Origin of the sequence: Prevotella veroralis (genome assembly GCF_018127765.1) — a bacterium.
GTDB classification, from domain to species: Bacteria; Bacteroidota; Bacteroidia; order Bacteroidales; family Bacteroidaceae; genus Prevotella; species Prevotella veroralis.
On sequence record NZ_CP072331.1, the window covers coordinates 425844 to 452334 of the forward strand.

Sequence of the window (26491 nt, forward strand, 5' to 3'; positions counted from 1 at the left end):
AGGAGCGCCCCCTTCAATTTGAAGAGGGCGTTTCCTTGCAATGAAAAGGGCGTCTCTTCACATCAAAGAAACGCCTTCTTTGTTTGCTAATAGTAGTATTTACTCCCCTCTCCATTCGGAGAGGGGTTGGGGGTGAGGCTCCTTCTCTCCCCTTGGGAGGGGCTGGGTGGGGTTATTCCATTCGGAGAGGGGGGTGGGGGGAAACTGTAGATGGGGTGGGGGTGAGGCTCGTTGTTGTGGATTATGAGACTTTGTTTTTCCTACTTCTCCACCCTCTTAATGACTTTACCATTCGATAGCTTGAGGATGTTAATGCCCTTTGTTGGTGCAGAGAGGCGGTTGCCATTCAGGTCATAACGTGCTGATTCAGAGACGTTGTAAAGCTGATTTGCAGTCTTAATATCCGATGTCGTAATATCGAGTACATCGTATCGGCTGCCCAAGACAACGCTGTTCTTCACCAGAGCATCCTTGAATTTCGTTATCACCTCAGCAGGTACATAGATGGAGAGTTGCGTGCGGATAGGTGTAAAAACCGACTTCCCGAACAAAGGGATACCTGTACCTGCGAAATGAACCACAGCTAACTTCTTTGCACCATAGAATGCTTTATTATCGATACCAGAGACAGCTCCCTTAAAGTTGACGCTTACTAAGTCCACACAACCAGTAAAGGCTTGCTTCTCAATAGATAACCCTGAGGCAAGAGATGTTATATGAGTTAGACCAGAGTAAGCAAATGCGCTCTCTCTAATGTTGGTAAGTCCTTCAGGCAAAACAATGCTCTTTAGGTTCTTAGCATAGGCGAATGCGTTTGCTTCTATATCGGCTATCTCTGCAGGAAACTGTACTGTTGTTGAGGTGCTACCAGTAGGGTAAGCTATGAGAGAAGTCAGCTCTTTATTATAAAGCACACCATCAACAGCAGCATAATCTTCGCTTTCCTCTGATACAGAGAATGCAGTCACAGCTGTCTTATAAAAGGCATTCTCTCCTATATCTGTCAATGTCTGGGGGAACTCGGAAAGCGTAGTAAGGGCAGAACAACCCTCAAAAACATGCGCACCAATCTCTCCCAAAGCAGACGGGAAAGTCATAGTTGTGAGCTTTTCACACGATGCGAAAGCATAATCCCCAATGCTTGTTACCTTCTCAGGGATGGCACATTCCACCAGAGCAGTACAACCCGTCAGAGCGAATTTGTCTATTTTCTTTATCGAAGCAGGGAGTTGGATCTTAGTGAGTTGATTGAGCCTATAGAACATATAAGGGGGTATAGCATCTTTTTCGGTAGGCTTATAAAACTTGGTTGACAGCCCTTGCTTTATCGCACAATAGTTCTCACCTTCTTCAACAATACGCACATCCGAGAGGTCAAGAGAGGTGAGTTTCCCCTCCGTCCGGTCGTCCTCCTTGAGCCCTTTACCAGCCATTTGGCGGAGGAGCAGGATGTCGGTTCCGTTGATTTCGCCCGTCACCTTCAAGTCAGTTATCTGATACTTCTTAGCCTCTGGGATGTGAGTTGCGAGTTTCCCAGCCTCTGTTATCACTGTTAATGACTCCTGAGCATGAGCTGTGAAACACGCACATGCCAGTGCAATTACGGTTAATACTTTCTTTGATGTAAAGACTTTCATTTGTTACTGATTGTTTTTTTATTAATAAATATCATCTTTTTTCATAAGGGATAACGAACTTGTAGCCACGTCCTCGTAGTACAACATCCTTCTCCCGAACCTCTTCCACATATAATTGTTGTGCTCCCTCTTTTAGTCCACTACTACTAAATTCATCGGGATAAAGCATAGAGAGCGAGACAGGAATACGTGTTCCAACAACTGGGTTGACGATGGCTGGCGTAATCTTAACGACCTTCTTCGAAGAATAAGGGCGTGCTCCATTGCAGAGCCAAACGCCTACTCCTGGTCGGCGAACCGCCATCACCGTGTTCATCTGCGCATAAAGGCTGTGCGAAGTGGTGCCATAAACACCCACACGAGAGGCAGTTCCCTCACAACGTACCGTCACTTTCAATGTTTTCTCTTGCTTGTCTTGCGAGATAACACGTATCTTTGCCTCCCCTTCATAGTGTGCTTGAATCTCCAAGATATTGGTTTTTGCATTCCATTTAACGCTCATCACCTTGTCAGGATCATCCACTTTCAAGTCGACAATATCCCCTCCTCCGTTCAAACTAACGAACTTGCTCTCGTCACGAGGGAAGAGTCTGATCTCCGACTGACTAATACTGATTTCCGGAGCAACCACATGGATGTCAATACGCTGACGCTTATCTCCAGAGATGATAGTCGCATAGGTCGTACCTTCCCAGATACCATTTACACGCAAAGTGTCCTTACTGATGTTCACACCAGCTACCTTTGAATCGGCAACATAAGCGATATATTTCCCTGTACCACCCGTTAGGAGGAACATACGTGTGGATAGTTTCGTGAGTGCAACCTCGTTCGGTGTCTCCCCATTAAGCTGTATGTCCTTCGCTTCAGGACTATTGTCTTTATCGCAAGCAACAAAGAGAATGCTGCAAGCAAAGAGTAAGATAAGATATAACTTTTGTCTCATAACGTCTTAATCTACCATCAGTTTATATTCAATCTCCCACTTTCTTTCAGGCGTCTCCACAATCTCTATTTGTAGAAGATGCTGCCCTTTTGAGGGGAAAACAATCTTTCCTTCGACTGGCGTAACCGGTGTGCCGTCCACTTGATAAGTGATAGCTGCATTCGGATTAGCCAAGTCGTGATAATAAAGCGGTAGGCTTCGAGGACAGGTTCCAGCCTCACTCACCTTATATAAATAAGGTATGCGTCCTTCCTCTTCAACGCCCATGTTCATGCGTTGCGTTTGTTCGGTGATAGGGTCTGTGGGCTTCGATTGCTCCGAACCTTTGACAGTCTTCACGCTAAACTGATAGGAACTGCCCGGCTCGAGAGCCTCAACAACAAAAGAGGTTGACGTTGTCGTGGCAATTACCTGTCCATTCTTTAACACCTGATAACGCACATCAGCATCAGCAACAGGCTTCCATGAAAGTTCAACCTCACGTTGTTGCGGGCGGACAACGAGGTTAGAAGGAGCCTCCAAGGTAGGTGTCACCGTTCCTTTCTTCGTCATTTTAAAGGAGACATCATCGATGAGAACGAATCCACCAGACTCTGCCGACTCATAGTCATTCTCGATATACAAGCCCACACCTGCACGATTCACTCCTGCCGGCGCTTTGATTGTTATGGTCATCATCTGCCATTGATTCGTAAACTTCCGAACCTTTTCTTTCTCGCGCGTATCCTTTTTTATGGATGTTAAGTCACGATACCAGTCCACCGTAACAGTAATGTTTGGACGTTTCAAAGAGCCTTTGTACCAATAAGTAAGTTGATATTCAGCACCCGGTTCTACCACGATGTGATAAGGATTAAACTCCTTGTCGCGTGAGAAGAAAGAGCCTCCATTGGGATAGAGTTTTATAGCATAGGTGCCGTTATGGGCATCTTTTGTCCTTGAGTAAGCCAATGAGGAATTGAAGTACCAATAGCGTGGTTTGAGGTAAGGATCATAATAGTTAGGATCCTGTTCCTCGCCTTCTTCCTCATCATCACTTGGTTGCTTCGTCTCAGGGGGATAGTCTTCAAATCCCCCATTGAGTATCAGTTCTTGTCCCACTTGTCCCTTTGCTGTATAAGAGAAGGACAATAGGCAGAACAGAAAGAGATAGATTTTATTTGTCATAGAATGCGCATTTATTGATTAAATTGATTGATGTCTGCCAGCGTCAAGCCATAGTGTTTGCCTATTGCCGAAGCAATATTGCGCAGCGAACCCTCGGTGCTTTCCGGTGCTAAGAGGCGTTGCGTGTCCCATAGTCCGCCATCGGCTGTGAGCTGATTGATATATTGTTTCACCTCGTCATAACTAAGGTGGGGCTTGCCAGAAGACTGCACCGTGAACTGCAAACCATATATAGCTCCACAGCCACGAGACAAGAAAACGAGGGCATTCTGGGCATCTTCATCAAGATTGACACGTGTTATCTCGCCCACAAGGAAGGTCATGGCTTGTACGGCAGCGACCTTTGATAACTCACTCCTAATCAGTTGTAACTGTTCGTGTACATCGTCATAACGATATTCCGTGAGTGCTTGTCGACCTCGTGCAAAGGCGTTGTAAATCTTAATGCGACTCTCCCTTAGCACGGGCAAACTGCTTGTTTGGATCACAGGTAACCAATATTGATAATAGCCATAAGCCAAGTCCCAATGGTGTTCAAGCTCTGTGTAATTACGACCGGGCAGTAGTTTTGTTTGCTCATGGTCGTGTCGTAGACGGCTGTCTGTATATAAACTGTCATTGAGGTGTACGTTCAGCACCTTGTCAAGATACACTCCTCCCCATACGATACCATTAAACAGCTCTGCCACAACAAGCCCTTTCTCATTAACAAAAGCGATATTGACATCACCGATATTCGTACCCACATAGCCTGCTTCTCCTCGTGCTGCACGATGATTACGAGCCGTTCCCGGACTCGGTTGTGATAGTCCGCTTAACTTGCCCGTAGTGGTGAAGATTTCGTCAATATCAGCCAATATGCGTTTGCGGTCAGCCTTGTGTAAAGACGAAGCAGCTACTTCCTCTATTGGTTTTAAGCCAAATTCGCCATTCTGAAAATAGTCTTGTACCTTCGTCATGTTGGCTGGATACATGATAGCCGCTATCTTTAAATAGCTGTTATAGATATAGTCCATGGGGTCACGTAACAAACTACACTCCAAGTAATCAACGCTACTTGCTCCATTGCGTTTAAACTGATAGACAGGGTCGGGGATAGTTGGTTCACGATAAGCCGACTCTACCGTCTCTCCTTCCCATTGGTTACAAGCGAAGCAGCAGAGCGGTAATAAGAATAGTAAGATATAATTGATTGGATTCTTCTTCATCATTTTCTCTATTATGGAAGGATAATATAACCACAGAAAGGAGACTTTATCTTGTCGATTCCCTCTTCGTTTTGATGCTGGTTGACAGTGAGTGGCTTCACGATAGTGAGTCCATCTTCTGATACAGCAGAGATGGTTGCCTTGATGGAAGAACCACGTGGACCGACGCCATTCACACAGATATACATAGGATAACCAGAGTGTGCAGTGAAGGTGAGCTTATACTCCTTTCCATTGGTCAGGAAGGTTGTTGCTGTTTCATCTCGGCGATTGCTTGCTATGACACGCAGCTGTTTATCGGGCGAAATGTACCTTACGGTGTATCGAGAAGAGATGTCGTTATCTGCCACGAGTTGCCCCAAAAGGTTCACCTCGGTATAGGAACACGTGAGCGTAACGGTGTAGTCTCTTACGTTATCGGTGATGTCTACACCGGGATACTTATAATCAGTAACAGGTGCATCGGGGTTCCCGAGCTGTATAACCTGATCTTCGTAAGAGAGCTTCGGTTTATCTATTCCTTTGAAAGGAAATAGTTTCTCGTAGTCCTCCTCGGCATATTCTTCACTACTCCTTGTGCAACCCGTAGTAAGGAGCAGCACACCTATTAATATATAATGAATCAGTTTTTTCACCATAGTTGATTGTCTTATTGAATGTATTTACCTATCTTCTATTGTAGAATTATTCGGTGGGTGCATCCCAGATTTCGGCTTCCAAGCCTGTAAACTCACCTTCGGGATGAAGGTGCTTACTGACCAGTCGGGTGGTACGCAATAGTGGATCGTACACCGAAACAAGCTCGGCAACAAAGCGATCACCCTGTCGTTGGAAGTCGAAAAACATCGTTTTACTGTCATAACGAAGCCCAGCTCGGAAGGTAATACCCTGTTCTGTGCCTGCATAACCAGAGCCTAATCCGGTCATCTCTTTGGCTGGATAACCTGGAATAGGATTCTTCTTCTGTGTGAAAAGGAAGAGATAATAACGCTTCGCAACAATCTCCTTCAATAGAGCTTGATTAGTCTCTACGTTGCGTTTGATGTATATGTCACTTTGAAAGAACGTGCGCCCACCACGATGGATACGCAGTTGTGGGTTCGTCATACGCTCAAAGAACGCCCGATTCTCATACGCTTTTTGCACGAAGGAGGTTGTTTCCTCTGGTGCTTTCAACTTCGAAAAGACGATGTACTCACGTGCAGGTTGAAGATAGGATGCCGTGCGGAAAACTAAATCTCCATCCTCATTTCGCCCCATGAAAAGGAAGTCTGACGACCCTTCAAAGCGGTCGTTCACTAATTGATGGATATAGTTATAGGTGGAGAAAGTCAGTTGGGTGAAACTGTTCCTACCAATAAGATACTCGCTTGTCATTGGTTGTGTAGCAGTCTGCTCGGTGTAGTCAGCACGCATTACAACCGTGTTATCATCCTTAAACTGCATTGTGTAACAGTCGCCTCCATAGCCATATCGACCCCTGAAAGCCTGTTGCGAAATCAGTTCTGAAGGGTTGGAAAAGAGCAAGGAGTCGGTCTTTGGGAAATAAAGGACACGCCATCCATAAGGTGCCTCGACGAGTTCTCGTTTCAAGTTAGCGATACTCTCACTATTGCGTTGCGCTGGACTCTTATCGAAAACATCGTCATTACTGGTGCAGGCAACCAAGAGGAGCACCATTGCTAATAGATAGTATTTCATCTTATTGTTATTCATCTCTGGTGTTGTTTGACGTAAGCATTGATTCTTCTGATGCTTATTACTTGCATTTGCTTTAGGTTTATATGCCACGACTTGAGTACATATTCGGTTACAAACGACTGTTTCTCAGTAAACTCCTTATAGGCTTGCTTCGCCTCTTCTGCATATCGGGCATTTACCTCGGGATCGATGTCTGTGTCGGGAGTTTGGGCTGTGGTTGATGCGTCATAAACCTCCTTAGGCGTACTGGTAAGCGTGGCACTGATGATTTCGGCAAAGTCATCTTCAGGCGAGAGGAAGCCTAACATCGTATAAAAACCACGTTTATTGGCATAGGAATCGAGCCCAAAACGTTCCTTGCCAGTGCGTGCATAGCTCAAAGGAGCAGCCAGAGACTCAGTCGAACCAGTGTATCGTTGTTTACTGATCATCGAGAATTTGTCACGGTCATAGGCAATGTGTAGCATTAAGCACTTGGCTAATTGATGGTGAACACTGCGCATAAGGACAAAGACCTTATCCTTATCTGCAGGGTTGAAATCGTCTACATGATAGATACACATCTCTTTCGCAGTGAGTTGCGGATTGTTAAGTCGCTCCACACCATGCGTATCTGGATTCCCTCCTCCATATAGATATAACTTGATAGGGAGCCTCCCGAGCAATAGTTTTTCCCCACCCGTCTCTTTGAGCCGATAGGTCTCCAAGCCCATTACTCGTACTGCTTCAAGCACCTCACGAACGTTCTCCAGCTTTGGAGGATAAATGTAAGAGCCAGCTGAACCAGCGTTCTTTTCCCATCGATAGACCACCTCTATCCCATAAGGGATTGTGATATTCTCAAGGATCCACTTATCCAGTTCGGTGGTTGCTATCTGCTTTCTCCCTTCGTCAATGACGCTTGTCTCATTTAGTTTCTCACTACTGCAAGCAGCGAGAATGATGGTTGCGAACAGGAGAAGAATTGCTTTTATCTTTATCATCTTTCTAATCATTTACTTGTTCATCATACTTATCTTGGCAATTGCTGACGCTCACGGGGATTAGGAGTAAGCCCTCGTTGGATAGCTTCTGTTGGTATCTGAAGAACTTTTCGAGGGTCATCTTTCTCCAAGGGGAAGTAATAGGAGCTCTTCGACGAACGCTTCACTGCAATGTGAAAGCGGCGGATGTCGAACCAACGTAAGCCCTCTTGGAAGAACTCCTTTTGGCGGAAGTCGAGTATTAGTTGTACCATTGCAAGCTGCTTCAAGGTCATCCCGTAGAAGGGAGAATATAGGTTATATCGATTGCTGTTAGTCGATGTGTACACTGCTCGTTCGACGGATGGCATGAAGCCAAACTTGCCTTGCATATATTGCAGGTAATCATCGATTGCATGATCATAGTTCCTTAGCATAGCATAAGCCTCCATCCTGTTGAGGAGCACTTCATCGACTGTGAAGAGCGCATTGGTCACATAGATGCCACGAGGCTTAGTGCCTGTTTGCTCTGAATTAGCCAACTCATCAAATTTAGCCATATATCGTCCTGTGGTTGTAGGAGCTGGTGAGGAAGTGAAGAGATAAGTACCAATGAAATTCATCTTAGCGTAATCTCCGCCTCCTTCTATGCCCCTTTGCGCAAAGATCTTATCAATGGTGTTGAATGTAGAACCATATTTTTCATTCACCACTGAACGTGCCCATCGCGACTCAGTAGTTGTTAGCAAGAGGTTAGCTGGTTCATCTGCAGCCATGTACCTATGGTATAGGTTTTGTGGAGAAAACTCCATTTCATCAGCGTAATGACGCCATGATCGAAGCTGACTCTTCGGTTCACTCCCTAAGACATAATCGGCATACTCTATCACAGACTGCCATTCCCCTTTCATGAGATAGAACCGAGTTGCGAAAGCGTAAGCGGCTTTCTTATTGAAATGGAACTTAGGATGTGTATAATAGTTATCCGATACTAAGGATATACCTAAGCGTAAGTCTTTCTCTATCTTATCGTACACCTCATTTACAGTCCCACGTTCATAATTGACCAAGGCGTGCTTCTCTGGCTTGGTGATATAGGGTATTCCTGGGTTATCCGAAGCTCCTCCATAAGGCTCCGCCCATATATTCACCAACATAAAATGTAGATAGGCTCTCAACAAGAAAGCCTCTCCGTACAACGCTTTCACACGCTCCGTTTTAGGGTAACGACTTAATAGTTCCAATGCTTTGTTAGCCTGCGCAATACCTTTGTAGCATGCATTCCAATAGTTGAGAGGCGTGTCTAAATCCTCTTGATCATAGTCTTCCCAGAAGAACATAGCCTCATTCAACCGTGTATGAATCCCATTCGTGCGTTCCTCCACATTATCTGTTCGAGGTTCAAGAAAGGGTATATAGCTTGCTTCCGGATAGGCTCCCGTAAGTAGTTCAGCTACTTTCTTCTCAGAATCAATATCGACATCCAAGTCCGAATCGGGGCTCTTATCGAGGAAGTCGTTACAGCCGACAAGCAGACAGCTAACGGCTAAAAGCAGTAATGATATGTATTTCTTCATCTTCATTCAGTTAGAAACCAATATTCAATGTTAGGGTATATTGCTTAGGAGTTGGTAGTGACACACCACCCGACTTATAGTACTCTGGATCCTGTCCCTTTAGTTTCTTGTCTGAATAAAGGAGGAAGGGATTGGTCACATTAAGGCGTAGATCCATTGTTTGGAGCCTCATCTTCTTTAGGAAGTCACTGGGTACATGATAGGCTAAAGAGATGTTCTTCATGCGCACGAAACTACCGTCTGCAATCATCATCTGCGAGTAGTTATAAGTATTATACGCCCTTTCGATGTTCTCCTTACCCACTTTTTCAATCAACTCTTGCGATGGAAGCACCGGAACATCCGTCTTTCTCTCATCTCCGGGATTGAGCCATCGATTGTAGTAAGACTTCGAGAAGACGTTTAAGTCACCAAACTCGGGGTCGAAAGTGGGGTTCAGCCGGATCTTATTACCTGCTTGCATGGTCAGAAAGAACGACAGTTCCCAGTCTTTATACCTAATAGTATTGGACAAACCACCGATTACCTGTGGTTCAATAGGTCCATAATATAAGAGGTAAGATTTGGCATACTGCGTATCAAGGAAGTCCGCCCCAGCATTCTTCGCATACTCTCCTTGATTAGAGGGATAAAGTCCGAAGTCAAAAGTAGGCAGTCCGTTCTGATCCAATCCTTGGAAGTTAAAGGCGAAGAGAGAGCCTCTTGGGTAACCAACTATGTTTCCTCTGCCTCGCCCAGCGACCATATCAAAGGCATTAGGAGTGTTCAGTAAGCGTGTAATCTTTTGATTCATAGCACTCAAGGTGAGGCTTGTCGACCATTGAAAGTCCTTACTGATAATGTTCTTTGTATGCACTCCGAGTTCCACACCTTGCGTACGCATATCACCAAAGTTAGCATACTTGTAATATTCACCTCCTACTCCCGATGTTCGGACGAGATCGATGAGATCGAATGTATTTCGTTGATATACATCCAGTGTTGTACTTATTCGGTTGTTGAATAAACCTAGTTCCATACCAATGTTCAACTCGTACATCTTCTCCCATGTGAGGTCTCTGTTCTCTAAGTGAAAGATGTTTAGTTTGTTCTCTCTATCGCCGAACTGGAATCGATTCACTATCCCGCTTCGATAGACAGCATTAGCATTGATGGCCTCTTCATTCATCTTCGCGGTCAAGCCGTAACTTGCTCTTAGTGCCAAACGAGAGATGGTTTGATTGTTTTTTAACCATTCCTCCTGGTCTAAGTTCCACTTTCCTCCGATGTTCCAAGTGGGTAACCACAAGGCACGAGCACCCTTTCCCGATGTGTTCGAACCCTCGGTATTAACCACAACATTGAATATGTACTTGCCAGCATACCCATAAGTACCATTGAAAGAGAAGGTTACTCCTCGGTCATTCCGCTTATGGTAACTGAAGTAACTACTCCCTTCATCAATGAGCTTATTGAATATCAAGGGGTTAGTATATACCTGATTGCCTCGGTCGTATTGGATGCCGTAACCCTCGAAAGGATTGGTTGTGCGAATAGCCGAACGCAACTCTGTGAAGGCAAAAGCCTTTAGGTCATGTTGTCCCAACCGCTTATCAAAGTCGATGGCTATACGTCCCAAGAAACTCTTTAAGGATGCTTCTGTCTTGTTGAGAATGCCTCCGTGGGTCAGACCCACCTTTGGTTGCAGCTGCGGATTGTCCTTATCATGCACCAAATAGATATTCTCCTTGGCAACAAAAGGATTCTCATTCGCACGGAAGGCCTGTATGATATTCGATCCTTCAAGCACCTCATGCGTCGTATTGGTATAAGCATGTCTGAGTGCAACTAAGCCTTTCAAAGCCAACTCAGGGTTGATTCGGTAGGTTGCTTCGGATTGTATCTTGAAGTCCAAGACATCGATATCCATCTTGTTATTAGCATACTCATTCAAGATGTTGAAAGGTGCCCAGTTGTTGCGATAATATGCCAGATTGCCCTCGTCATCATAAGGACTTAAAGTCCTACTCGTACCTAAAGCGTAAGAAAAAGGATTGATATCGAAGTCGCGTTCGAACACTCCTAAGGCGTTATTCTTGCGTTGCGGCATCGTTCCCGGTGCTTTCTGCGAACGGATATTGCCCTGTGCTGTGAGCGTGGCAGTCAGTTTGTCGTTAATGTAAAAGGTGTTTTTTACATTTGCCGTAAAGCGACTTACCTTATCAGCTATCGTCCATCCAGCATCATGATAGAAACCTAATGAAGCGTAAGTAGCTGTGTTCTTTCCACCACCCGACAGTGTTATCATGTGATTAGTGGTAGGATTCATCGTAAAAAGGAGCTTAAACCAGTCAGTATTGGCATACTCCCTCTTGCGCAGGAAGTCCATCTTTGCATCAGGCGTATTGGGCAGATAGTAAGTACCCGTTGCTGGATTGACGGTGCTAACAGCCTTATATAGCTGGTAATAAATGCCACTTCGCCGTCCATATAACGATTTGGTCACACCGAAATAGCCCTTATCATTCATCTCCTGATAGAGCGACATGGTCTCTTGTGAGTTCAGTAAGTCGAAGTCGGAGTACCTCGGTCTGAGTCGAATGGAGTTCTCTGTGGAATAAGTTACACGTAGGGGAGACTCTCTTCTACCCGCTTTTGTGGTAATGACGATTACTCCGTTCAAGGCACGAGCACCATAGACTGATGTAGCAGAAGCGTCTTTCAACACTTGAATATCCTGTATGTCGGCAGGATTCAAACCTGATATTGCCGAGGAGATGAGCGTCACAGCATCACCAGATGCGAGTTGATCGAGGCTGAGATGCACCAAGTCTTCATACACCGCACCGTCTATGACATACAGAGGTTGCACGTTTCCGATGATTGAAGCACCACCACGAATATTAATACGAGGGGCTGATCCGAAGGTTCCCGATATGCTCTGAATAGACAAACCAGGCACTCGACCTTCCAACATACGCGATACGTCGGCAACACCTTCCAGCTTAATATCATCCATCTTAACCGATGTTGCCGCTCCTGTATATACTCTATTACGGATGTTCTGATAGCCTGTAACAACGACTTCATCAATCTGTCGCGCATCAGCCTTTAGTGTGATGGTAAGGTTCTGACCGCTCACTTTTACCTTCCGAGGTGTCATTCCGATGTAACTCACCTGTAAGGTCTGTCCTTGCGAAGCCTTTATAGTGAAGTGACCATCCATGTCGCTCACTGCTTTCTGCTTAGTTTCTACAACCTGCACAAAGGCTCCGATGAGTGTTTCGCCCTGTTCGTTCTTGACCGTTCCACTGATGGTTCCTGTTGTCTGTGCCGTCAGTGTGAGCGTCATAAACAGCAAGATGAGGGTCAATAGAGCTTTTCGTTTGTTGATAAATCTATTTATCTCTTTTATCATGATTGTTCTTTTTGCTTGTAACTATTGATGGTTTATACACTATCAGAGCTTAAATTGCAATCCTCCATACACTCCCAAAGGGTGACCGGCACGCAATCCTGAAGGATGACGGGACACGAGGTAGCGTTTATTCGTTAGGTTGATAGCATTCAAAGTGAGGGTAAGTCGCTTATTGATACGCCCTTTCAATGAGGCATCTAATATAAGGTGATGTGGAATCTTTTCCCTTTCTGCAATGCGACCTTGCCCTGCCGTTGTGCGCATGTCACCATTGTATCGTGCTCCAAAGTTGGCTTCCAACCATTTATACTCAAGTCCGATCTGTAGGTTCACAGCGTGCTTATATATATAAGGTATCTCATCTCCATAAACAACATGTCCCCATGCCGAACTGACGAAATCGTTTTTCATCTTCGTATTGGTATAGGTGTAAGATAGTTGTAAGGGCAGACGGAGAGCGAGATGTTGCGGGATGGGCTGATAATGGAACATGAATTCTAACCCATTGACCAGTGCCTTACCCACGTTGAATTGCTCCAGTGTACCTTGCCCACCCTGTGCTGCGAGGTCACTCCCAAGCATATTGGAGTAGTTGTTATTGAACACAATAGCCTCAACTTTCATCTTTGTGGTGGTGTATCGCAAGCCTGCTTCAACGTTAACACTGCTCTCTGCCTTCTGACCTAAAGTGGCACTGGGGGGAGCGAAACCCTTATGAAGACCGCCGAAAGCCGATAGTGTAGGCAGGAGTTTAACGTTTACTCCAATACCAGGCAATAGTGCTCTTGCATGGTTAGAAGTCTCTATGCGCACCATTCCTGTTCGACGAGGATCGGCCTTAGTGTAGTCTCTCTGCAACAGATCAACGTCTTCGTAACGCATGCCGGCAGTAAGGGTGACGATCCCTTTCGACCATTTCGCCAACCAATAACCAGCCCAAGCATGTGCCGTAGTAATGCGGTTGGCGTTGCTTCCGGGGAGCCCCTTCAAGAAGAGCTGCATGCGTCCTCCTTGCATGGAATAGCCGTCGTCTTGCTGAAAACGGTCTTCACTGTCAGCATGATAACGCAATCCAAGCTCGGCAGTGAGGTATCCGTCCCATAGCATTGTGCGGTATTCTCCCTTCGACTGAATGCCTCGTGAGTGATAAACACGATGGTTGGCACGCAGCATTAAAGCCTCCCCTACGTAATCGGTCTGCCCTGTCACAATATCAAAGTAGGCTTTATTTGTCTCGGGGTCAGCCAATACTGCATCAATCGAACGGCGTTCAGCTTTAGTATTCCCCACCCTTACTTCGTTGAGTTTATACCAGTTACGAAAGAAGTAATTATAGTATAGGTTGGTGGTTATTTTGAGTTTCCTTGGCGACTCGATGACGTAAGTTGCCACCCATTGGGTATGTCTCGTCTTGAGGTTATCCTTCTGTGCTCCTGCATAGCGATAGTACGGGCGGAGAGCAAAATCCTGTTCGGACAATCCGAGATAGGTCTCATCTGAGGTCTCATTGGCAAACCCGAACTTCAGTTCAAACAGATGATTGAGCCCTTCCTCATTATTGGTCTGGGCGGCAAACTTGGCTATGATGTCATTGCGTTTGAATCCTGTTCGCTCATTCGGAACGTCCTTTCTGAATCCATCCGATTGGTAACGTAGATACTCAATGATGAATCCAGTGTACTTGAAGCGATTACCTACACTGAAGTAAGACTTCAATGTGTTATAGCTACCATAGGATGCGTTCGCTTTCAAACTGAACTTGGAAGGAATGGGGGTAGACACCATATTAATAGCACCACCCGTCGTGAAAGGACCGTACTGCACCTGACTACTACCCTTCAACACCTCTATGGCGTACATACGACCCGCATTCGGAAAGTAATAAGCGGCTGGAGCTGCATAGGGAGCAGGGGCTGCCAGCACACCATCCTCCATCAAGGTGATGCGCTCACTGCGCTCGGCTTTGGTGCCTCGAAGACTGATGTTCGGTCGAAGACCATATCCGTCTTCCTCGTAAACATTCACTCCCGGCACACTCTTGAGCATACGGTTAATATCGGTGTAACCGAATTTCACAATCTCAGTGGGAGATATATAATAAGCCGAACCAGTGCGGTTACGGGCTTCAAACTTGCTCCCCAGCATTTGATTGGAGCGTACAATCACTTCGGTCATACGATGAACCGAGTCAGTTAAAGCACTCTTTTTCTCTGTTTGTAGGCTGTCTTGTGTCTGGGCACACACGCTCATTGGTGTCAGAACAAACAGTAGAGGCAACATGTATTTTGTATTATAAAGCATAATTCAGGTAATCAAACTTATAGCAACCTTGCATTGGGTTGAGAATCCGAAGATTCTTCTTTTATAGCAGCTAATCGTTTAGCATGCCACTGCATGTAGACAAGTTGTTTACGAATTGTTTGTAAATTTTGTGCAAAGGTAGCATGTTGACACGCTTACCACAATACCTATTTCTAAGTATTTTAAATATTTCTCAGGTTGATAAGATTACTAATTAATAAGTAAACAAATGTTCTTTTCAGGTTAATGAGTTAACGAGTTGACAAATAAATAAGTGGTTTGTTTGATGGGAGACATTGTCCCGAATAGATCCTCCAGCCTCCCCCAAGAGGAAAGAAGGAGCCTCACCCCCAACCCAACTACAGCCTCACCCCCGCCCCCTCTCCGAATGGAGAGGGGAGTAGATAGTATTATTTACAAACAAAGAGGGCGTTTCTTTGATATGAAGGAAGCCTCTCTTCGATGCAACGGAACGCCCTCTTCGATTGAAAGGGGGCGTTTCTTTAATTAAAGATAATGTCAACCTGTAGGGACAGACGCCCTCGTCTGTCCGCCAGAGCACGCCAGATTCGCAACCAACTTCCCCGCTTTATGCGGACAGACGAGGGCGTCTGTCCCTACTTTGTGGTGCTCTATTCCACAGAACAAATAACTTGTTAACTCGTCAACTATCAACTCATCAACTCGAACTAATCATAATTTTGAATTGTACGTGGGCGTCAGCTTCTGTGGATTCCCATGTTCCTTTAGGAACTCTGTGTCGCCTTCAGGCTTCGTGTCATCCGTGTATTCCGTGTCAAAAATGTGTTCCATCGACTTCTGTTCATCATGTACTTCCTGTCTAAAAAGATGTTGCTAATCCTCTGTCTGTTATGTACTTTTTGTCTAAAAAACAACGTTAAATTACGTTTCTAAGCCCTTAAATCTATTACGACACAGGCTCTATGTCAACATAAAACACTATCTTTGCATCTATGAAAATGAAATATTTACTATCAATTATAGTCTGTTTATGTTCTTTTACGGGCTTACGAGCACAATACACTATACAATGTGAGGACACATGTAGCCATATTCATGGACTTGACATGAGCCATTATCAAGGTGACGTGTGGTGGGAGACGGTGGCAGCAAACAGCAATCACAAACTCAATTACGTATATCTGAAAGCCACCGAAGGCAGCGGTAGAATCGATCAACGATACTTGGATAATATTGAGGCAGCGCAACGCTACGGTATGAATGTGGGCTCTTACCACTTCTATCGACCATCGGTTTCACAGATAGAGCAGCTTCGCAATTTCCGAACTCAGTGTCGCCCGCAGGATCAAGACCTAATTCCAATGGTTGACATAGAGACTACTGGCGGTCTAAGTACGCAGGCTTTGCGTGATAGCTTACAGACGTTCTTGGTGCTAATGACTAAGGAGTATGGGGTGAGACCATTGGTTTACACCTATACAAACTTCTATAATCGGTACCTCGTGGGGGCGTTGGATGGATACAAGCTATTCATTGCGCAATACAATAACAAGGAGCCTGAACTGTCCGACGGACATGATATTCTTGCCTGGCAGTACACTGGTAAGGGTCGAATCAATGGTGTGAACGGGTACGTCGACAAGAGCCGTTTGCTCGGAAAACATAGTATGCGCGAACTTAGATACCACCGACGAAGATAGCAGAAGCGCGTTGAGAGGAGAAGAAGAAATTATTTGCAATAATTGAATAATACGTTAGATCCATGATAATTAAATGTCCTGAATGTGGTCATCAGGTGAGTGATAAAGCTCCAGTGTGCCCCAGCTGTGGTGTAGAGATAGCTGGGCATATCATCAAGTGCAGCCATTGTGGGGAGCTATACCTTATAGAAGAGCCTTCATGTCCTAATTGTCATCACACTGAAACGAACGTTCCTAAGGCGGAAACAACGGCTGAACAGGATGCAAAGGAGAATCCACAAGGAGCGAAAGAGGTTTCTGCTGTAGAGCAGATTACCGAGAAGGAGGCTCCCGAGGAGGTTGAGGATGAGATCGTGGGAAAGCCTATTGACGAGCCCATTCATGCTGGTTTGCCAGGGGAAGAACCGACGGCAAGGGACGATGAGGAGGATGATAACGTTGTAGATGCCGACTTTATCGTGGAGAATGAAAAGGAGGCAGCGGTGATAGATGCAGCTGAAAGACTGGAAAAAGAGGCTTCGGACGATGAGGAGGAACAGCAGGAGAAGAAGCATAACCACGCTTCACTGGCTGTGTCGCTACTGATTGCTGTTATTACAGCAGCCGTATTGTTATTCCTTTATAACCAAGGAGTTAAGGACAATATGGCGAACGATGAACAGGAAGAATACACCCAGGTCATGGCAAGCGGTGAGCCTACTGTTATGCAGAATTACCTTAAGCAATACCCAGATGCACCTAAGGCGCACCGCGACAGTGTGGCTTTACAGATCAAGGCATTGCAACATGCGGACAATGACTGGGCTAAGGTTCTGTCAAGCAACACGAAGGAAGCAATGCAGGAGTATCTTTCTAAGCACCCAGACTCTCCTCATAAGCAGCAGTTACTCACGAAGATTGACGAGATAGACTGGGCTATGACGGTAAAAAAGAACGATGAAGATGCCTACGCCGGTTACCTTGCTATGCACAAGGATGGGGCACATGCCACAGAAGCCGATGCCATGTTGAAGAAGTTGATGAAGCATACTGTGGCTGATGCGGATAAGTCTAATGCTGTTAATGTAGTCCGCCAGCTGTTGCAAGGGATAAATAGTAAGAGCAACGAGAAGATCTCTGGGGCTGTAGCCAGCCAACTGAACTTCCTCGGAGCGGGTGGTGCTACGGCAAAGGACATACAGTCCTACGTGCACAATAAGCTCTATCAGGCTGATGTGAAGACGGTGAATTGGCGGCTCGGGTCGCCTGCTGAAGTGACAAAAGACAGCAATGACGATGATGCCCCACTGAAGATTAAAGTGCCTGCAACGCTTAGCATTGAGCGTCAAGGCGGTACTTCCAATCGTAAATACATGATTTCAGCGGTGGTGAAGAGCGGTAGGATTACGCAAATCAACTGGAATTAACACTTCGCCCAGCCTCCCAAAAGCCTCCCCAAGCCCCTCCGAAGGAGGGGATGTTGCCTAACGGGAGCAAGTTAGGAGAGACTTCTCTTCAATTCAAAATGCAAAATTCATAATTCAAAATTGTGATTAGTTCTGTTGTTAAAAAGCATCAAAAAGTTCTTTGCTGGGACATTTTTAACACGGAATACACAGATGGCACGAAGCCTGAAGGCGACACAGAGTTCCTTACGGAACATGGGAATCCATGGAAACAGATGCCCAAGTGCAATTCAAAATTCAAAATTCACAATTCAAAATTATGATTAGGTAGAGTTGACGAGTTGAGAGTTGACGAGTAAACAAGTTATTAGCTCTATTTGAAAAATAGGGCATCTGTCTCTACAGGTTAGTATTATCATTAATTAAAGGAACGCCCTTCTCAATTTGAAGAGGGCGTTTCCTTGCAATGGAAAGGGCGTCTCTTCACATCGAAGAAACGCCCTCTTTGTATTAAGAATGCCTTTTCCTAACCGGCTCCCGTTAGGCACTCCTCCCCTTGGGGGAGGCTGGGAGGGGTTATTCCATTCGGAGAGGGGGCGGGGGTGAGGCTTCTTAAGTAGGGACAGACGCCCTCGTCTGTCCGCTCCAATATTCCACCTTACATTACAAGCAGCCTCCCTTATGCGGACAGACGAGGGCGTCTGTCCCTACTCTGTGGCATCCCTTTGGATAGAAAGAACTATTCAAATAGGTTACCGTTAGGCACTCCTCCCCTTGGGGGAGGCTGGGTGGGGGTTCCAGACGGGGGCGTCTGTCCCTACTTGGTGGTGTCATCCTCAATCGAAAATACCAATCCTAACTGACTTCCGTTAGGCACTCCTCCCCTTGGGGGAGGCTGGGTGGAGTTTCCAGACGAGGGCGTCTGTCCCTACATTGAAGTGCCTGCCTTGTACACAAACAGCAGTTTTACTTCTTTACTTCTTTATCTTTTTACTTTTACAAAATGCTCGTTTACTTGTTAACTTGTCAACTCGTCAACTTGAACCAACCCTTTCACTCTGTTTTAGCAATGCTTGACTTGGCTACATTAAACCCTGCACAAATTCCCATACCATTATAGATATTGCTGTAGGTGGAGCGTACCTGCGACAGTCCGGCTTGTGCCAATGAGTTGTTCGACACGTCATTCAGTGCTTGAAGGAAGCGGTAATAGGCAGGTGTGATGTGATAGAACTCTAATTCAAAACCCTCTTCAATGCCGTACTTTGCCTTTAGCTCTGCTGCTGCTAACGTACTCAAGGGAATACTACGATAGTTTGGTGCAACGTTCAAGTGCAATGTGTAGGTCTGACCATTTATCGTTGCGTCATCGAAGATATAGAAGTCTTGATAGAAATCACTGCTGAAATCGAAGTCATCATCTATATCGGTAATAGGGTTCAAAAGTCTCTCGCTTGATGTGGCAATGGGCAGATACTCCGCCGAATGGGCTATATTTACAGCCACACTGTCCCAATGCTCTGTGTCACGATAGCGCATGTAATCATCATACGAGGCAAAACTTTGCACGTAATGCATTGTGTTATCGGCATTTCGATGATAACAATGTACAATACAGGCATTGATCACCTTTGCCTTTATTCGCACCGCATAATAATCGTGTGAGGGTGCTGGGTCAGTGAACGTAGCCATCACCTGCTGGTAAGTTCGCAGTTCGGATGATGATAAATCCTTTACTTTTACCTTCCTTACTGATAGGTTATTAGCAGTGATAACAGGGGGTATCTCCGTTGAAGCATCAACTGATGTCACCCCCTCCGCTTCTACATGCAGGTTCACTTTATCACCTGTTTTCTGATGCGCCACGACCCTATATCGTCCGTCACCGAGTGCTGTTACTGGAAGAGCCTGCCCATTCAAATGATAGTGAATGTGTGCATTATCGATCATAGGGTTCGGTTTTCTATCATTCAACTGCTTCAAGGGAATACTGCGAGAAACGGTGATGTAGGTGGTATCAGATGCAGAAGGCATACAATAAACCACCATCTTTGCAGATGCTTCGGGCAGGTTATCAATATTGAAATCATCCTTACATCCCATTATAAATAAGGTGAGAGACAAGAGGAGAAATAGCTTTTTCATATTGTAGATGATTAGAATTTAATTGTGTAACTGAACGATGGAATTACTGGAATAAAGGCGTTATTCTTTACTCGCACATGGTGGTCTCCAGTGATTTTAACCCTTACCCAGAGTGAATTAAGATGGCAATAAGCATTATAGAGGCTTATGTTCCATATACGCTCATGACCCTTCTTTGTAGTGTGATGGAGGTCAACCCCGAGGTCTAAACGATGGTAGGCAGGGAGAACAACATTGTTAGGTCGTTCGTAAGCGAAGCTCAGATTACTATCATCCGAACCATCGAAGTGCTGCCTTTGTCCCCCTTCTTGACCTGGAACAACAGGCAATCCAATGTATTGTGTTGGTATGGTCATACGGTTACCCGTATGGAATGACCATGCAGCGAAAGCCGAGATCTTACGACAGAGTTGCCATCGTGCAGAGAACGAGAGCCTGTGGCGGTTGTCAAACTTATCATAGAACCAAGTGTTGAAGAAGTCATCAAACTTCTTCTCAGCCCATGATAACGTGTAAGAACCATGTAGGGTGAGGTTGGAGCGATGGTAGTCAGCATCCAATTCAACGCCGTATGAACGTCCTTCCCCATCCATTACCATATAGTCCCAATTGGTTGCTGGCGGTTCTAAACCAGCCCAGCTCGCATATTGCAAGATGTGAGTTGAATGTTTGTAATAACCTTCCAGCGACAGTGTCCAATGTTTGTTGGGTTGCATATATGCCCCTGCAGCCACCTGCCAAGAGCGCATTGGGTGCAGGCGAGCAGTCGTTGGCACCCAGTAATCAGTAGGGAGATCAAGGAAAGAATTGGCTATCTTGTGTACAAACTGGCTCATCATCGTGTAACTGACCTTAATAGATAGCTTCTCAAAGGGCTGATATTTCATGGCAAGACGGGGACTCAAGGTGGTGAAAGTCTTCCCATTAATATGGAAGATGTCGGCATTTACACCGCCATTCACGCTCCACTTATCGTTCATAGTCACCTCATCTTCAGCGTAGAGAGTCACCTGATGGGCAACATTTCGGTTATTGCTATGTCCCGAAATGGTGTCATTTGCATTAGTCCCATCACTTGCATAGCTATCAAAATGCGTGTAAGTCTGTGGTCTAAACATGTGATGTGTGTAGTCCTGACCGAACAGTATGTGATGATGTGGACTTGGTCTGAAGTCGAAAGCAGCCCTATAACCAATGTCATCAATGGTTGACCGGTAGCCATGCGATAGTAATGTCACCTCATCGTCCTGTCCTTTTCGCGTGATAACCGACTTATCCGACGTGTTAACAGTTGAACGGTTATGCGTGTAAACAGCCGTTAGATTGGCAAAAAGCATTGGTGAGAACTGATAGTTCCAATCGATTGCTGCATTGAAATTACCCCAATGGAAGCGGTTCTTATAGACGTCATAATCGGTGGAAGTATTGTTATTATAGATGTAACGTGACTCATCTTTCGAGCGGAGTCGATCCTCGCCTGAATAGATACTCAGCGACAATCGTGATCGGGAAGAGAACACATTGGTTAGTTTGAGATTAAGGTCATGGAAGAAATAAGATACATCCATCTTGTCTTCATCATGGTTATTTCGATTATAGATAGCGAAGAATGGACGCGTTAACAGGTCTAACCAGCTGCGGCGAAGACCGATGTTATAAGAAGTCTTACCCTTTCGGATAGGTCCTTCAAAGTGCAGACTGCCATCTAAAAGACCGATTCGGTAGCTGCCATGAGAGCGATAGAAGTCACCATCGGCAGTACGTACATCGATCACACTTGATAGTCTTCCACCATAACGAGCAGGGAATCCACTCTTATAAAAGTCGACGTTCTTCACCACATCAGCATTGAAGGAAGAGAAGAGACCGAGGCTGTGATTGGTGTGATAAAGCGGAGTTCCATCTATAAGAAACAAGTTCTCATCGCTGTTCCCACCGTGTACATAGAGTCCACTGGAGAGTTCCATACCCTCTGCCACACCGCTTGTTCGTTGCAAAGTCTTGATGACATCGGGGCTACTCATCAGCGAAAACTCGGTCTTAATATCGCTTTGTGAAAGCGACAACTTACCTGTTTGTGTCTTTAATAATGGTGAATTGAGGTCGGTGGTGATAGTCACTTCGTCCAATTGGGTGTCCCCTTGCAACACGAAATCGTGGTTTCTATTGTTTGTGAGAACCACCTTCTCCACGAGTGTTTTATAACCCACATAACTGCATCGGAGTTCATGTTGCCCCTCAACTAAGGTCAACGAGAAATGCCCATAAGCATTGGTCATCGTCCCTTGACGCGTTATGAGGTCGTAAACAGTTGCATTGATGAGTGGCTCACCATTGCTATCTTTCACATAACCACTTAGTGTGAAGCGTTGCTGTTGGTTATCCTCTACGTTGTTATTACATGTTTCTTTCTTTACAAAAGAGAGTTCTGGAAAAATGTTTGAAGGGGTCTTTGCTGTTCCTGCGAGTGTATTCATGGCACAAAACAGGATGAGTGTAGATAATTGTTGTCCGTTCATTAGGTTTTATTTTATACTGCAAAAATAATGAAAAAGGATGACATATACGAGAAGGGAACGCCCTCCCTTCATTCAAAAGAGGCATACCTCAACTATAAATAGGTGTTTCTAAACTCGATATATGCCTTGAACAAACTGGCATTGGCATCGGCTACAACCTTTACAATCTCTGCAGAGATAAAGAGGAAAAGGACGACTGATATGATGAACAAAAGGCTAAATCCAAAGAATATCCATAGGTCGCCATCCTCATACTTCTCCTGAAATTGGCGCAGACGAGAGCTTGATTTCGACATAAACTCGCTTGCGTTATCGGTTGCATTACGCAATGTTTCGCCAGCATGTAACGATGCCTGAAGGGCTTTGTGAGACGCTTCTGCCAGCTTCTCACGCATCTCTGTCAGCTTTTCTTTTGATGGATTATTAATGAGGTTGGTCTCCACTGTGGGTAACTTAGCCGCTTTCTTCACTTCGATGGGAGTAGCATCTGCCAAGGGAAGAACTGAACGGGCACGGGTGCGGAAAGCTGTCGGTGCATCGAAGCGACAGGTTAATACATTACCACAATATGGACAACGATACTTCATTGTCCCATACTTCTCCGTCTCAGCCACAAAGTTGCGACCACATTCATTACATTTAACTGTGTACCTCATTACGCCGACAAAATTATAAAAAATACTTGAATCACGGATGAGAATATCGATATTTTAAAGTGGTGAAAGTTCTTTCTTTGTGGAATAGGTACATACTTTTGTGTTATTGACGATGGTTGCTCGGTGTGTAACGAGGCTGCCTCACCCCATCCCCTCTCCGAATGGGATAACCCCACCCAGCCTCCCCCAAGGGGAGAGAAGAAGCCTCACCCCCAACCCCTCTCCGAATGGAGAGGGGAGTAAATACTACTATTAGCAAACAAAGAGGGCGTTTCTTCGATGTGCAGAAACGCCCTCTTTGAATTGATGTAAGCTTCCCCTAATTTACTTCCGTTAGGCATTCCCTCCTTTTGGAGGGGGTGGGGGAGGCTTTCGGGGAGGCTGGTAAGGGTTGTTCCATTTAGAGAGGGACTGTGAGAAGACCGTTTTTTAGATAATACCTACTATCTACTTTGATTAAAATGAATGCCACACAGTAGGGACAGACGCCCCCGTCTGTCCGCTCATTTACCCTTTCATGACATCCCGTTAGGCAACATCCCCTCCTTTGGAGGGGCTTGGGGAGGCTTTTTATAGGTAATGCTCTGGCGGACAGACGAGGGCGTCTGTCCCTACAGGTTGGTATGTTCTTTAAATAAAGGAACGTCCCCTTCGCATTGAAGAGGGCGTTTCCTTGCCATGAAAAGGGCGTCTCTTCACATCGAAGAAACGCCCTCTTTGAATTGATGTAAGCTTCCCCTAATTTACTTCCGTTAGGCATTCCCTCCTTTCGGAGGGGTGGGGGAGGCTTTCGGGGAGGCTGGTAAGGGTTGTTCCATTTAGAGAGGGACTGTGAGAAGACCGTTTTTTAGATAATACTTACTATCTACTTTGATTAAAATGAATGCCACACAGTAGGGACAGACGCCCCCGTCTGGAAACCCCTCCCAGCCTCCCCCAAGGGGAGGGGTGCCTGCCGGAAGCTAATTTGTATGGTTCTTTCTGAACAAAAGGATACCACACAGTAGGGACAGACGCCCTCGTCTGTCCGCTCAGTTACCCTTTCATGATATTCCGATAGGCAACATGAGGGTGTGTCAAAATGGACACATCCTCTTTTCTACTCCTCTTTACTTCATCTACCGCATAATTCGTTATTTACTGCAGCTATGCCGCTAATTTCATATAAAATGATTTGTTGGGCTTCCAATAGCTTATATAAACTTCTATAGAGCATCTGAAGGTGACTAAAAGTACCTCCATAATAGCTTTTAGCTCCTTGAGATTATTTTTTTTGCACATTTTTCCTATGTTAAAGGCAATAGCAAAGAAGGCAAAGTCCATATTGACCTTGTCTTTTCCCAAATGCCTAAATCTCTTGTAGACTTTATTATATTTTGTTTGTCCAAAAACAGCTTCAGGTTCTATGCACCTTCGTCCTCGATGCTTGATGCCTTCTTCCGAGGTCAGTAGTTCCCGTGCCTTTTGTTTATAGTGCTGTAGTTGATGGTTTACTTCTATAATTCTGTTCCCTCTTGCCTTAAAACATGAGCCTCTCAACGGACAACCATCACAGCGTTCTGCCTGATAACGTACACTGTAAGTAACGAATCCATTAGAGGTTAGGGAACGCTTCATGCCTATACGCTTCATATGCTGTCCCATAGGGCAGACGTAGAAATCCTGTTCCTTATTATAATAAAGGCTTGCAGGACAGAATGGGTTAGGTGTATAGCGTGGATGCTGCTCTTTATGGAAGTAGTTATACTTCACATAGGCTTCCATATTATGTACGTCCATGAACAGATAGTTCTCCTCGGAGCCATACCCTGAATCGGCTACGACTGTCTTGGCATAACGATGGTAACGTGAGTTGAAGGACTCCAAGAAAGAAGGAAGTGTAAGCGTATCTGTACGGTTAGCATAGAGTGCAAAGTCGATGATAAACTGGTTCTCAGTTGCTATCTGCAGATTATATCCAGGCTTAGTCTGTCCGTTCCGCATAGCATCCTCCTTCATGTGCATAAACGTAGCATCAAGGTCGGTCTTGCTGTAGGAGTTTCTCTCCCCCATAATCTCAAGGTGTTGGTCATACTCTTGGAGTTTATTACGTTTCTTCTCAAGCTCTTTAAGCTGTTTTTTCTTGGTTCTAACAGCCTGCTTCTCTTCTTTTGTCTTAGGCTCAGGGGATGATTCCAAAGACTTGTTCAATTCCTCGGATATCTCATCGAGCAGAGCTGCAGTAAACTCGACACCTTCTGTCTTAGCGGCATTGTCCTGCGCTATGACATCATCAACCTGGAGCAAGAGTGTGCGTATTTGTTCCTGCAACTTGGCGCGGTTCTTTTCCACGGTTCTCTTCCAAACGAAGGTATACTTGTTGGCTTTCGATTCTATTTTTGTGCCGTCAATATATTCAACGTCAAGACTTATCAAACCTTTGGCTGCAAGTACTAATACCACTTGTGTGAAGATATTGTTGATTTCCTTTTTCACACGATTACGAAAACGATTGATGGTAATAAAATCAGGCTGCTCATATCCTGCCAGATAGATGAAATGAATGTCACGCTTGAGAAGCGACTCTATACGACGGCAGGAATAGATATTATTCATATAGGCGTAAAGAATCACCTTGAGCATCATTTGTGGATGATAAGGCTTGCGACCACTGGGCTTATAAAGCTTGTAGACATTATCCAACATAAGATTATCCACCAAGGCGTCTAAAAGACGAACAGGATCATCTTCTGCGATGTCCTTATCGATTCTTTGAGGAAAAAGAATCATTTTCTTGTGTATGTAAGAACGAAAGTGTACCTTTGTCATAATGAGATTTTTTTGTATGCCTAAAGGTACAAAAACTTTAGGAAATAGCAAAGCCCTGGCTTGAGAAAGTCGGGGCTTTGTGCATAAAAAAGAGTGTGTGGCTATTTTGACACACCCTCCTTGGGGAGGCTTTTTATTTGCTGTAATTTGGCGGACAGACGAGGGCGTCTGTCCCTACAGGTTGGCATGTTCTTTAAATAAAGGAACGCCCTCTTCGCATTGAAGAGGGCGTTTCCTTGCAATGAAGAGGGCGTCTCTTCACATTGAAGAAACGCCCTCTTTGAATTAAAGAGACTTTTCCCTAACTAACTCCCGCTAGGCACTCCCCTCCTTGGGAGGGGTGGGGGGAGGTTTTAACATTCGGAGAGGGGCTGGGGATGAGGCTGTTGAGGAGTTGTAA

At 45.2% G+C, this 26491-nt stretch carries 17 protein-coding genes; 3 read left to right on the top strand and 14 right to left on the bottom strand.

Annotated elements, in window-relative coordinates; all coding sequences use genetic code 11:
* Positions 1 to 260: 260 nt before the first annotated feature.
* The 10 genes from J5A55_RS09760 to J5A55_RS09805 are packed head-to-tail and all read right to left on the bottom strand — an operon-like array spanning position 261 to position 14896.
* Positions 261 to 1637: a leucine-rich repeat domain-containing protein gene (locus J5A55_RS09760; RefSeq protein WP_004384266.1), complete on the bottom strand. Its 1377-nt coding sequence runs from the start codon at positions 1635 to 1637 to the stop codon at positions 261 to 263.
* 31 nt (positions 1638 to 1668) lie between these two features.
* Positions 1669 to 2583 (bottom strand): hypothetical protein, encoded by a 915-nt coding sequence (locus J5A55_RS09765; RefSeq protein WP_004384267.1) that lies wholly within the window; start codon positions 2581 to 2583, stop codon positions 1669 to 1671.
* A gap of 6 nt (positions 2584 to 2589) precedes the next feature.
* On the bottom strand, positions 2590 to 3750 hold the full coding sequence (locus tag J5A55_RS09770; protein WP_004384268.1) for a fibronectin type III domain-containing protein: 1161 nt from the start codon (positions 3748 to 3750) through the stop codon (positions 2590 to 2592).
* An 11-nt stretch (positions 3751 to 3761) separates the two neighbouring features.
* A complete protein-coding gene (locus J5A55_RS09775; protein WP_004384269.1) occupies positions 3762 to 4961 on the bottom strand; it encodes a DUF4856 domain-containing protein in 1200 nt (399 codons plus the stop codon).
* A gap of 8 nt (positions 4962 to 4969) precedes the next feature.
* Positions 4970 to 5596, bottom strand: coding sequence for a hypothetical protein (locus J5A55_RS09780; protein WP_004384270.1), 627 nt, complete (start codon positions 5594 to 5596; stop codon positions 4970 to 4972).
* A gap of 46 nt (positions 5597 to 5642) precedes the next feature.
* Entirely contained in the window at positions 5643 to 6674 is a 1032-nt protein-coding gene (locus tag J5A55_RS09785) for a DUF4302 domain-containing protein (protein WP_004384271.1), read from the bottom strand.
* Positions 6671 to 7654, bottom strand: coding sequence for a putative zinc-binding metallopeptidase (locus J5A55_RS09790; RefSeq protein ID WP_004384272.1), 984 nt, complete (start codon positions 7652 to 7654; stop codon positions 6671 to 6673). Before J5A55_RS09790 ends, J5A55_RS09785 begins: the two co-directional genes overlap by 4 nt.
* Positions 7655 to 7671: 17 nt before the next feature.
* The gene (locus J5A55_RS09795) at positions 7672 to 9198 is read right to left on the bottom strand and encodes a RagB/SusD family nutrient uptake outer membrane protein (RefSeq protein ID WP_039851530.1); all 1527 of its coding nucleotides are present in this window, start codon (positions 9196 to 9198) and stop codon (positions 7672 to 7674) included.
* 10 nt (positions 9199 to 9208) lie between these two features.
* Complete coding sequence (locus tag J5A55_RS09800; protein WP_004384274.1) at positions 9209 to 12595, bottom strand: SusC/RagA family TonB-linked outer membrane protein; 3387 nt, start codon at positions 12593 to 12595, stop codon at positions 9209 to 9211.
* A gap of 42 nt (positions 12596 to 12637) precedes the next feature.
* Entirely contained in the window at positions 12638 to 14896 is a 2259-nt protein-coding gene (locus tag J5A55_RS09805; RefSeq protein WP_004384275.1) for a TonB-dependent receptor family protein, read from the bottom strand.
* 516 nt (positions 14897 to 15412) lie between these two features.
* Between J5A55_RS09805 and J5A55_RS09810 the strand changes: the two genes are divergently transcribed.
* The 3 genes from J5A55_RS09810 to J5A55_RS09820 all read left to right on the top strand — a co-directional run bounded on the left by J5A55_RS09810 (position 15413) and on the right by J5A55_RS09820 (position 17984).
* Positions 15413 to 15556 (top strand): hypothetical protein, encoded by a 144-nt coding sequence (locus tag J5A55_RS09810; protein ID WP_004384277.1) that lies wholly within the window; start codon positions 15413 to 15415, stop codon positions 15554 to 15556.
* Between the two features lie 314 nt (positions 15557 to 15870).
* Entirely contained in the window at positions 15871 to 16578 is a 708-nt protein-coding gene (locus J5A55_RS09815; RefSeq protein WP_039851504.1) for a glycoside hydrolase family 25 protein, read from the top strand.
* Positions 16579 to 16640: 62 nt separating this feature from the next.
* Positions 16641 to 17984: a zinc ribbon domain-containing protein gene (locus J5A55_RS09820; RefSeq protein WP_004384281.1), complete on the top strand. Its 1344-nt coding sequence runs from the start codon at positions 16641 to 16643 to the stop codon at positions 17982 to 17984.
* Between the two features lie 1032 nt (positions 17985 to 19016).
* On the opposite strand, the gene J5A55_RS09825 is transcribed toward J5A55_RS09820, so the two are convergent.
* The 4 genes from J5A55_RS09825 to J5A55_RS09840 form a co-directional block, all read right to left on the bottom strand.
* The gene (locus tag J5A55_RS09825) at positions 19017 to 20108 is read right to left on the bottom strand and encodes a DUF4249 domain-containing protein (RefSeq protein ID WP_004384287.1); all 1092 of its coding nucleotides are present in this window, start codon (positions 20106 to 20108) and stop codon (positions 19017 to 19019) included.
* 11 nt (positions 20109 to 20119) lie between these two features.
* The gene (locus J5A55_RS09830; protein WP_004384289.1) at positions 20120 to 22627 is read right to left on the bottom strand and encodes a TonB-dependent receptor; all 2508 of its coding nucleotides are present in this window, start codon (positions 22625 to 22627) and stop codon (positions 20120 to 20122) included.
* Positions 22628 to 22719: 92 nt separating this feature from the next.
* A complete protein-coding gene (locus J5A55_RS09835) occupies positions 22720 to 23283 on the bottom strand; it encodes a TFIIB-type zinc ribbon-containing protein (protein WP_004384292.1) in 564 nt (187 codons plus the stop codon).
* A gap of 1146 nt (positions 23284 to 24429) precedes the next feature.
* Complete coding sequence (locus tag J5A55_RS09840; protein WP_211802930.1) at positions 24430 to 26091, bottom strand: IS1182 family transposase; 1662 nt, start codon at positions 26089 to 26091, stop codon at positions 24430 to 24432.
* Positions 26092 to 26491 lie beyond the last annotated feature (400 nt).

What these genes read in the sequence shown, in the direction of transcription:
- J5A55_RS09760 (WP_004384266.1), bottom strand. Translation starts at nt 1,637, where the DNA reads ATGAAAGTCTTTACATCAAAGAAAGTATTAACCGTAATTGCACTGGCA.
- J5A55_RS09765 (WP_004384267.1), bottom strand. Translation starts at nt 2,583, where the DNA reads ATGAGACAAAAGTTATATCTTATCTTACTCTTTGCTTGCAGCATTCTC.
- J5A55_RS09770 (WP_004384268.1), bottom strand. Translation starts at nt 3,750, where the DNA reads ATGACAAATAAAATCTATCTCTTTCTGTTCTGCCTATTGTCCTTCTCT.
- J5A55_RS09775 (WP_004384269.1), bottom strand. Translation starts at nt 4,961, where the DNA reads ATGATGAAGAAGAATCCAATCAATTATATCTTACTATTCTTATTACCG.
- J5A55_RS09780 (WP_004384270.1), bottom strand. Translation starts at nt 5,596, where the DNA reads ATGGTGAAAAAACTGATTCATTATATATTAATAGGTGTGCTGCTCCTT.
- J5A55_RS09785 (WP_004384271.1), bottom strand. Translation starts at nt 6,674, where the DNA reads ATGAATAACAATAAGATGAAATACTATCTATTAGCAATGGTGCTCCTC.
- J5A55_RS09790 (WP_004384272.1), bottom strand. Translation starts at nt 7,654, where the DNA reads ATGATTAGAAAGATGATAAAGATAAAAGCAATTCTTCTCCTGTTCGCA.
- J5A55_RS09795 (WP_039851530.1), bottom strand. Translation starts at nt 9,198, where the DNA reads ATGAAGAAATACATATCATTACTGCTTTTAGCCGTTAGCTGTCTGCTT.
- J5A55_RS09800 (WP_004384274.1), bottom strand. Translation starts at nt 12,595, where the DNA reads ATGATAAAAGAGATAAATAGATTTATCAACAAACGAAAAGCTCTATTG.
- J5A55_RS09805 (WP_004384275.1), bottom strand. Translation starts at nt 14,896, where the DNA reads ATGCTTTATAATACAAAATACATGTTGCCTCTACTGTTTGTTCTGACA.
- J5A55_RS09810 (WP_004384277.1), top strand. Translation starts at nt 15,413, where the DNA reads ATGTCAACCTGTAGGGACAGACGCCCTCGTCTGTCCGCCAGAGCACGC.
- J5A55_RS09815 (WP_039851504.1), top strand. Translation starts at nt 15,871, where the DNA reads ATGAAAATGAAATATTTACTATCAATTATAGTCTGTTTATGTTCTTTT.
- J5A55_RS09820 (WP_004384281.1), top strand. Translation starts at nt 16,641, where the DNA reads ATGATAATTAAATGTCCTGAATGTGGTCATCAGGTGAGTGATAAAGCT.
- J5A55_RS09825 (WP_004384287.1), bottom strand. Translation starts at nt 20,108, where the DNA reads ATGAAAAAGCTATTTCTCCTCTTGTCTCTCACCTTATTTATAATGGGA.
- J5A55_RS09830 (WP_004384289.1), bottom strand. Translation starts at nt 22,627, where the DNA reads ATGAACGGACAACAATTATCTACACTCATCCTGTTTTGTGCCATGAAT.
- J5A55_RS09835 (WP_004384292.1), bottom strand. Translation starts at nt 23,283, where the DNA reads ATGAGGTACACAGTTAAATGTAATGAATGTGGTCGCAACTTTGTGGCT.
- J5A55_RS09840 (WP_211802930.1), bottom strand. Translation starts at nt 26,091, where the DNA reads ATGACAAAGGTACACTTTCGTTCTTACATACACAAGAAAATGATTCTT.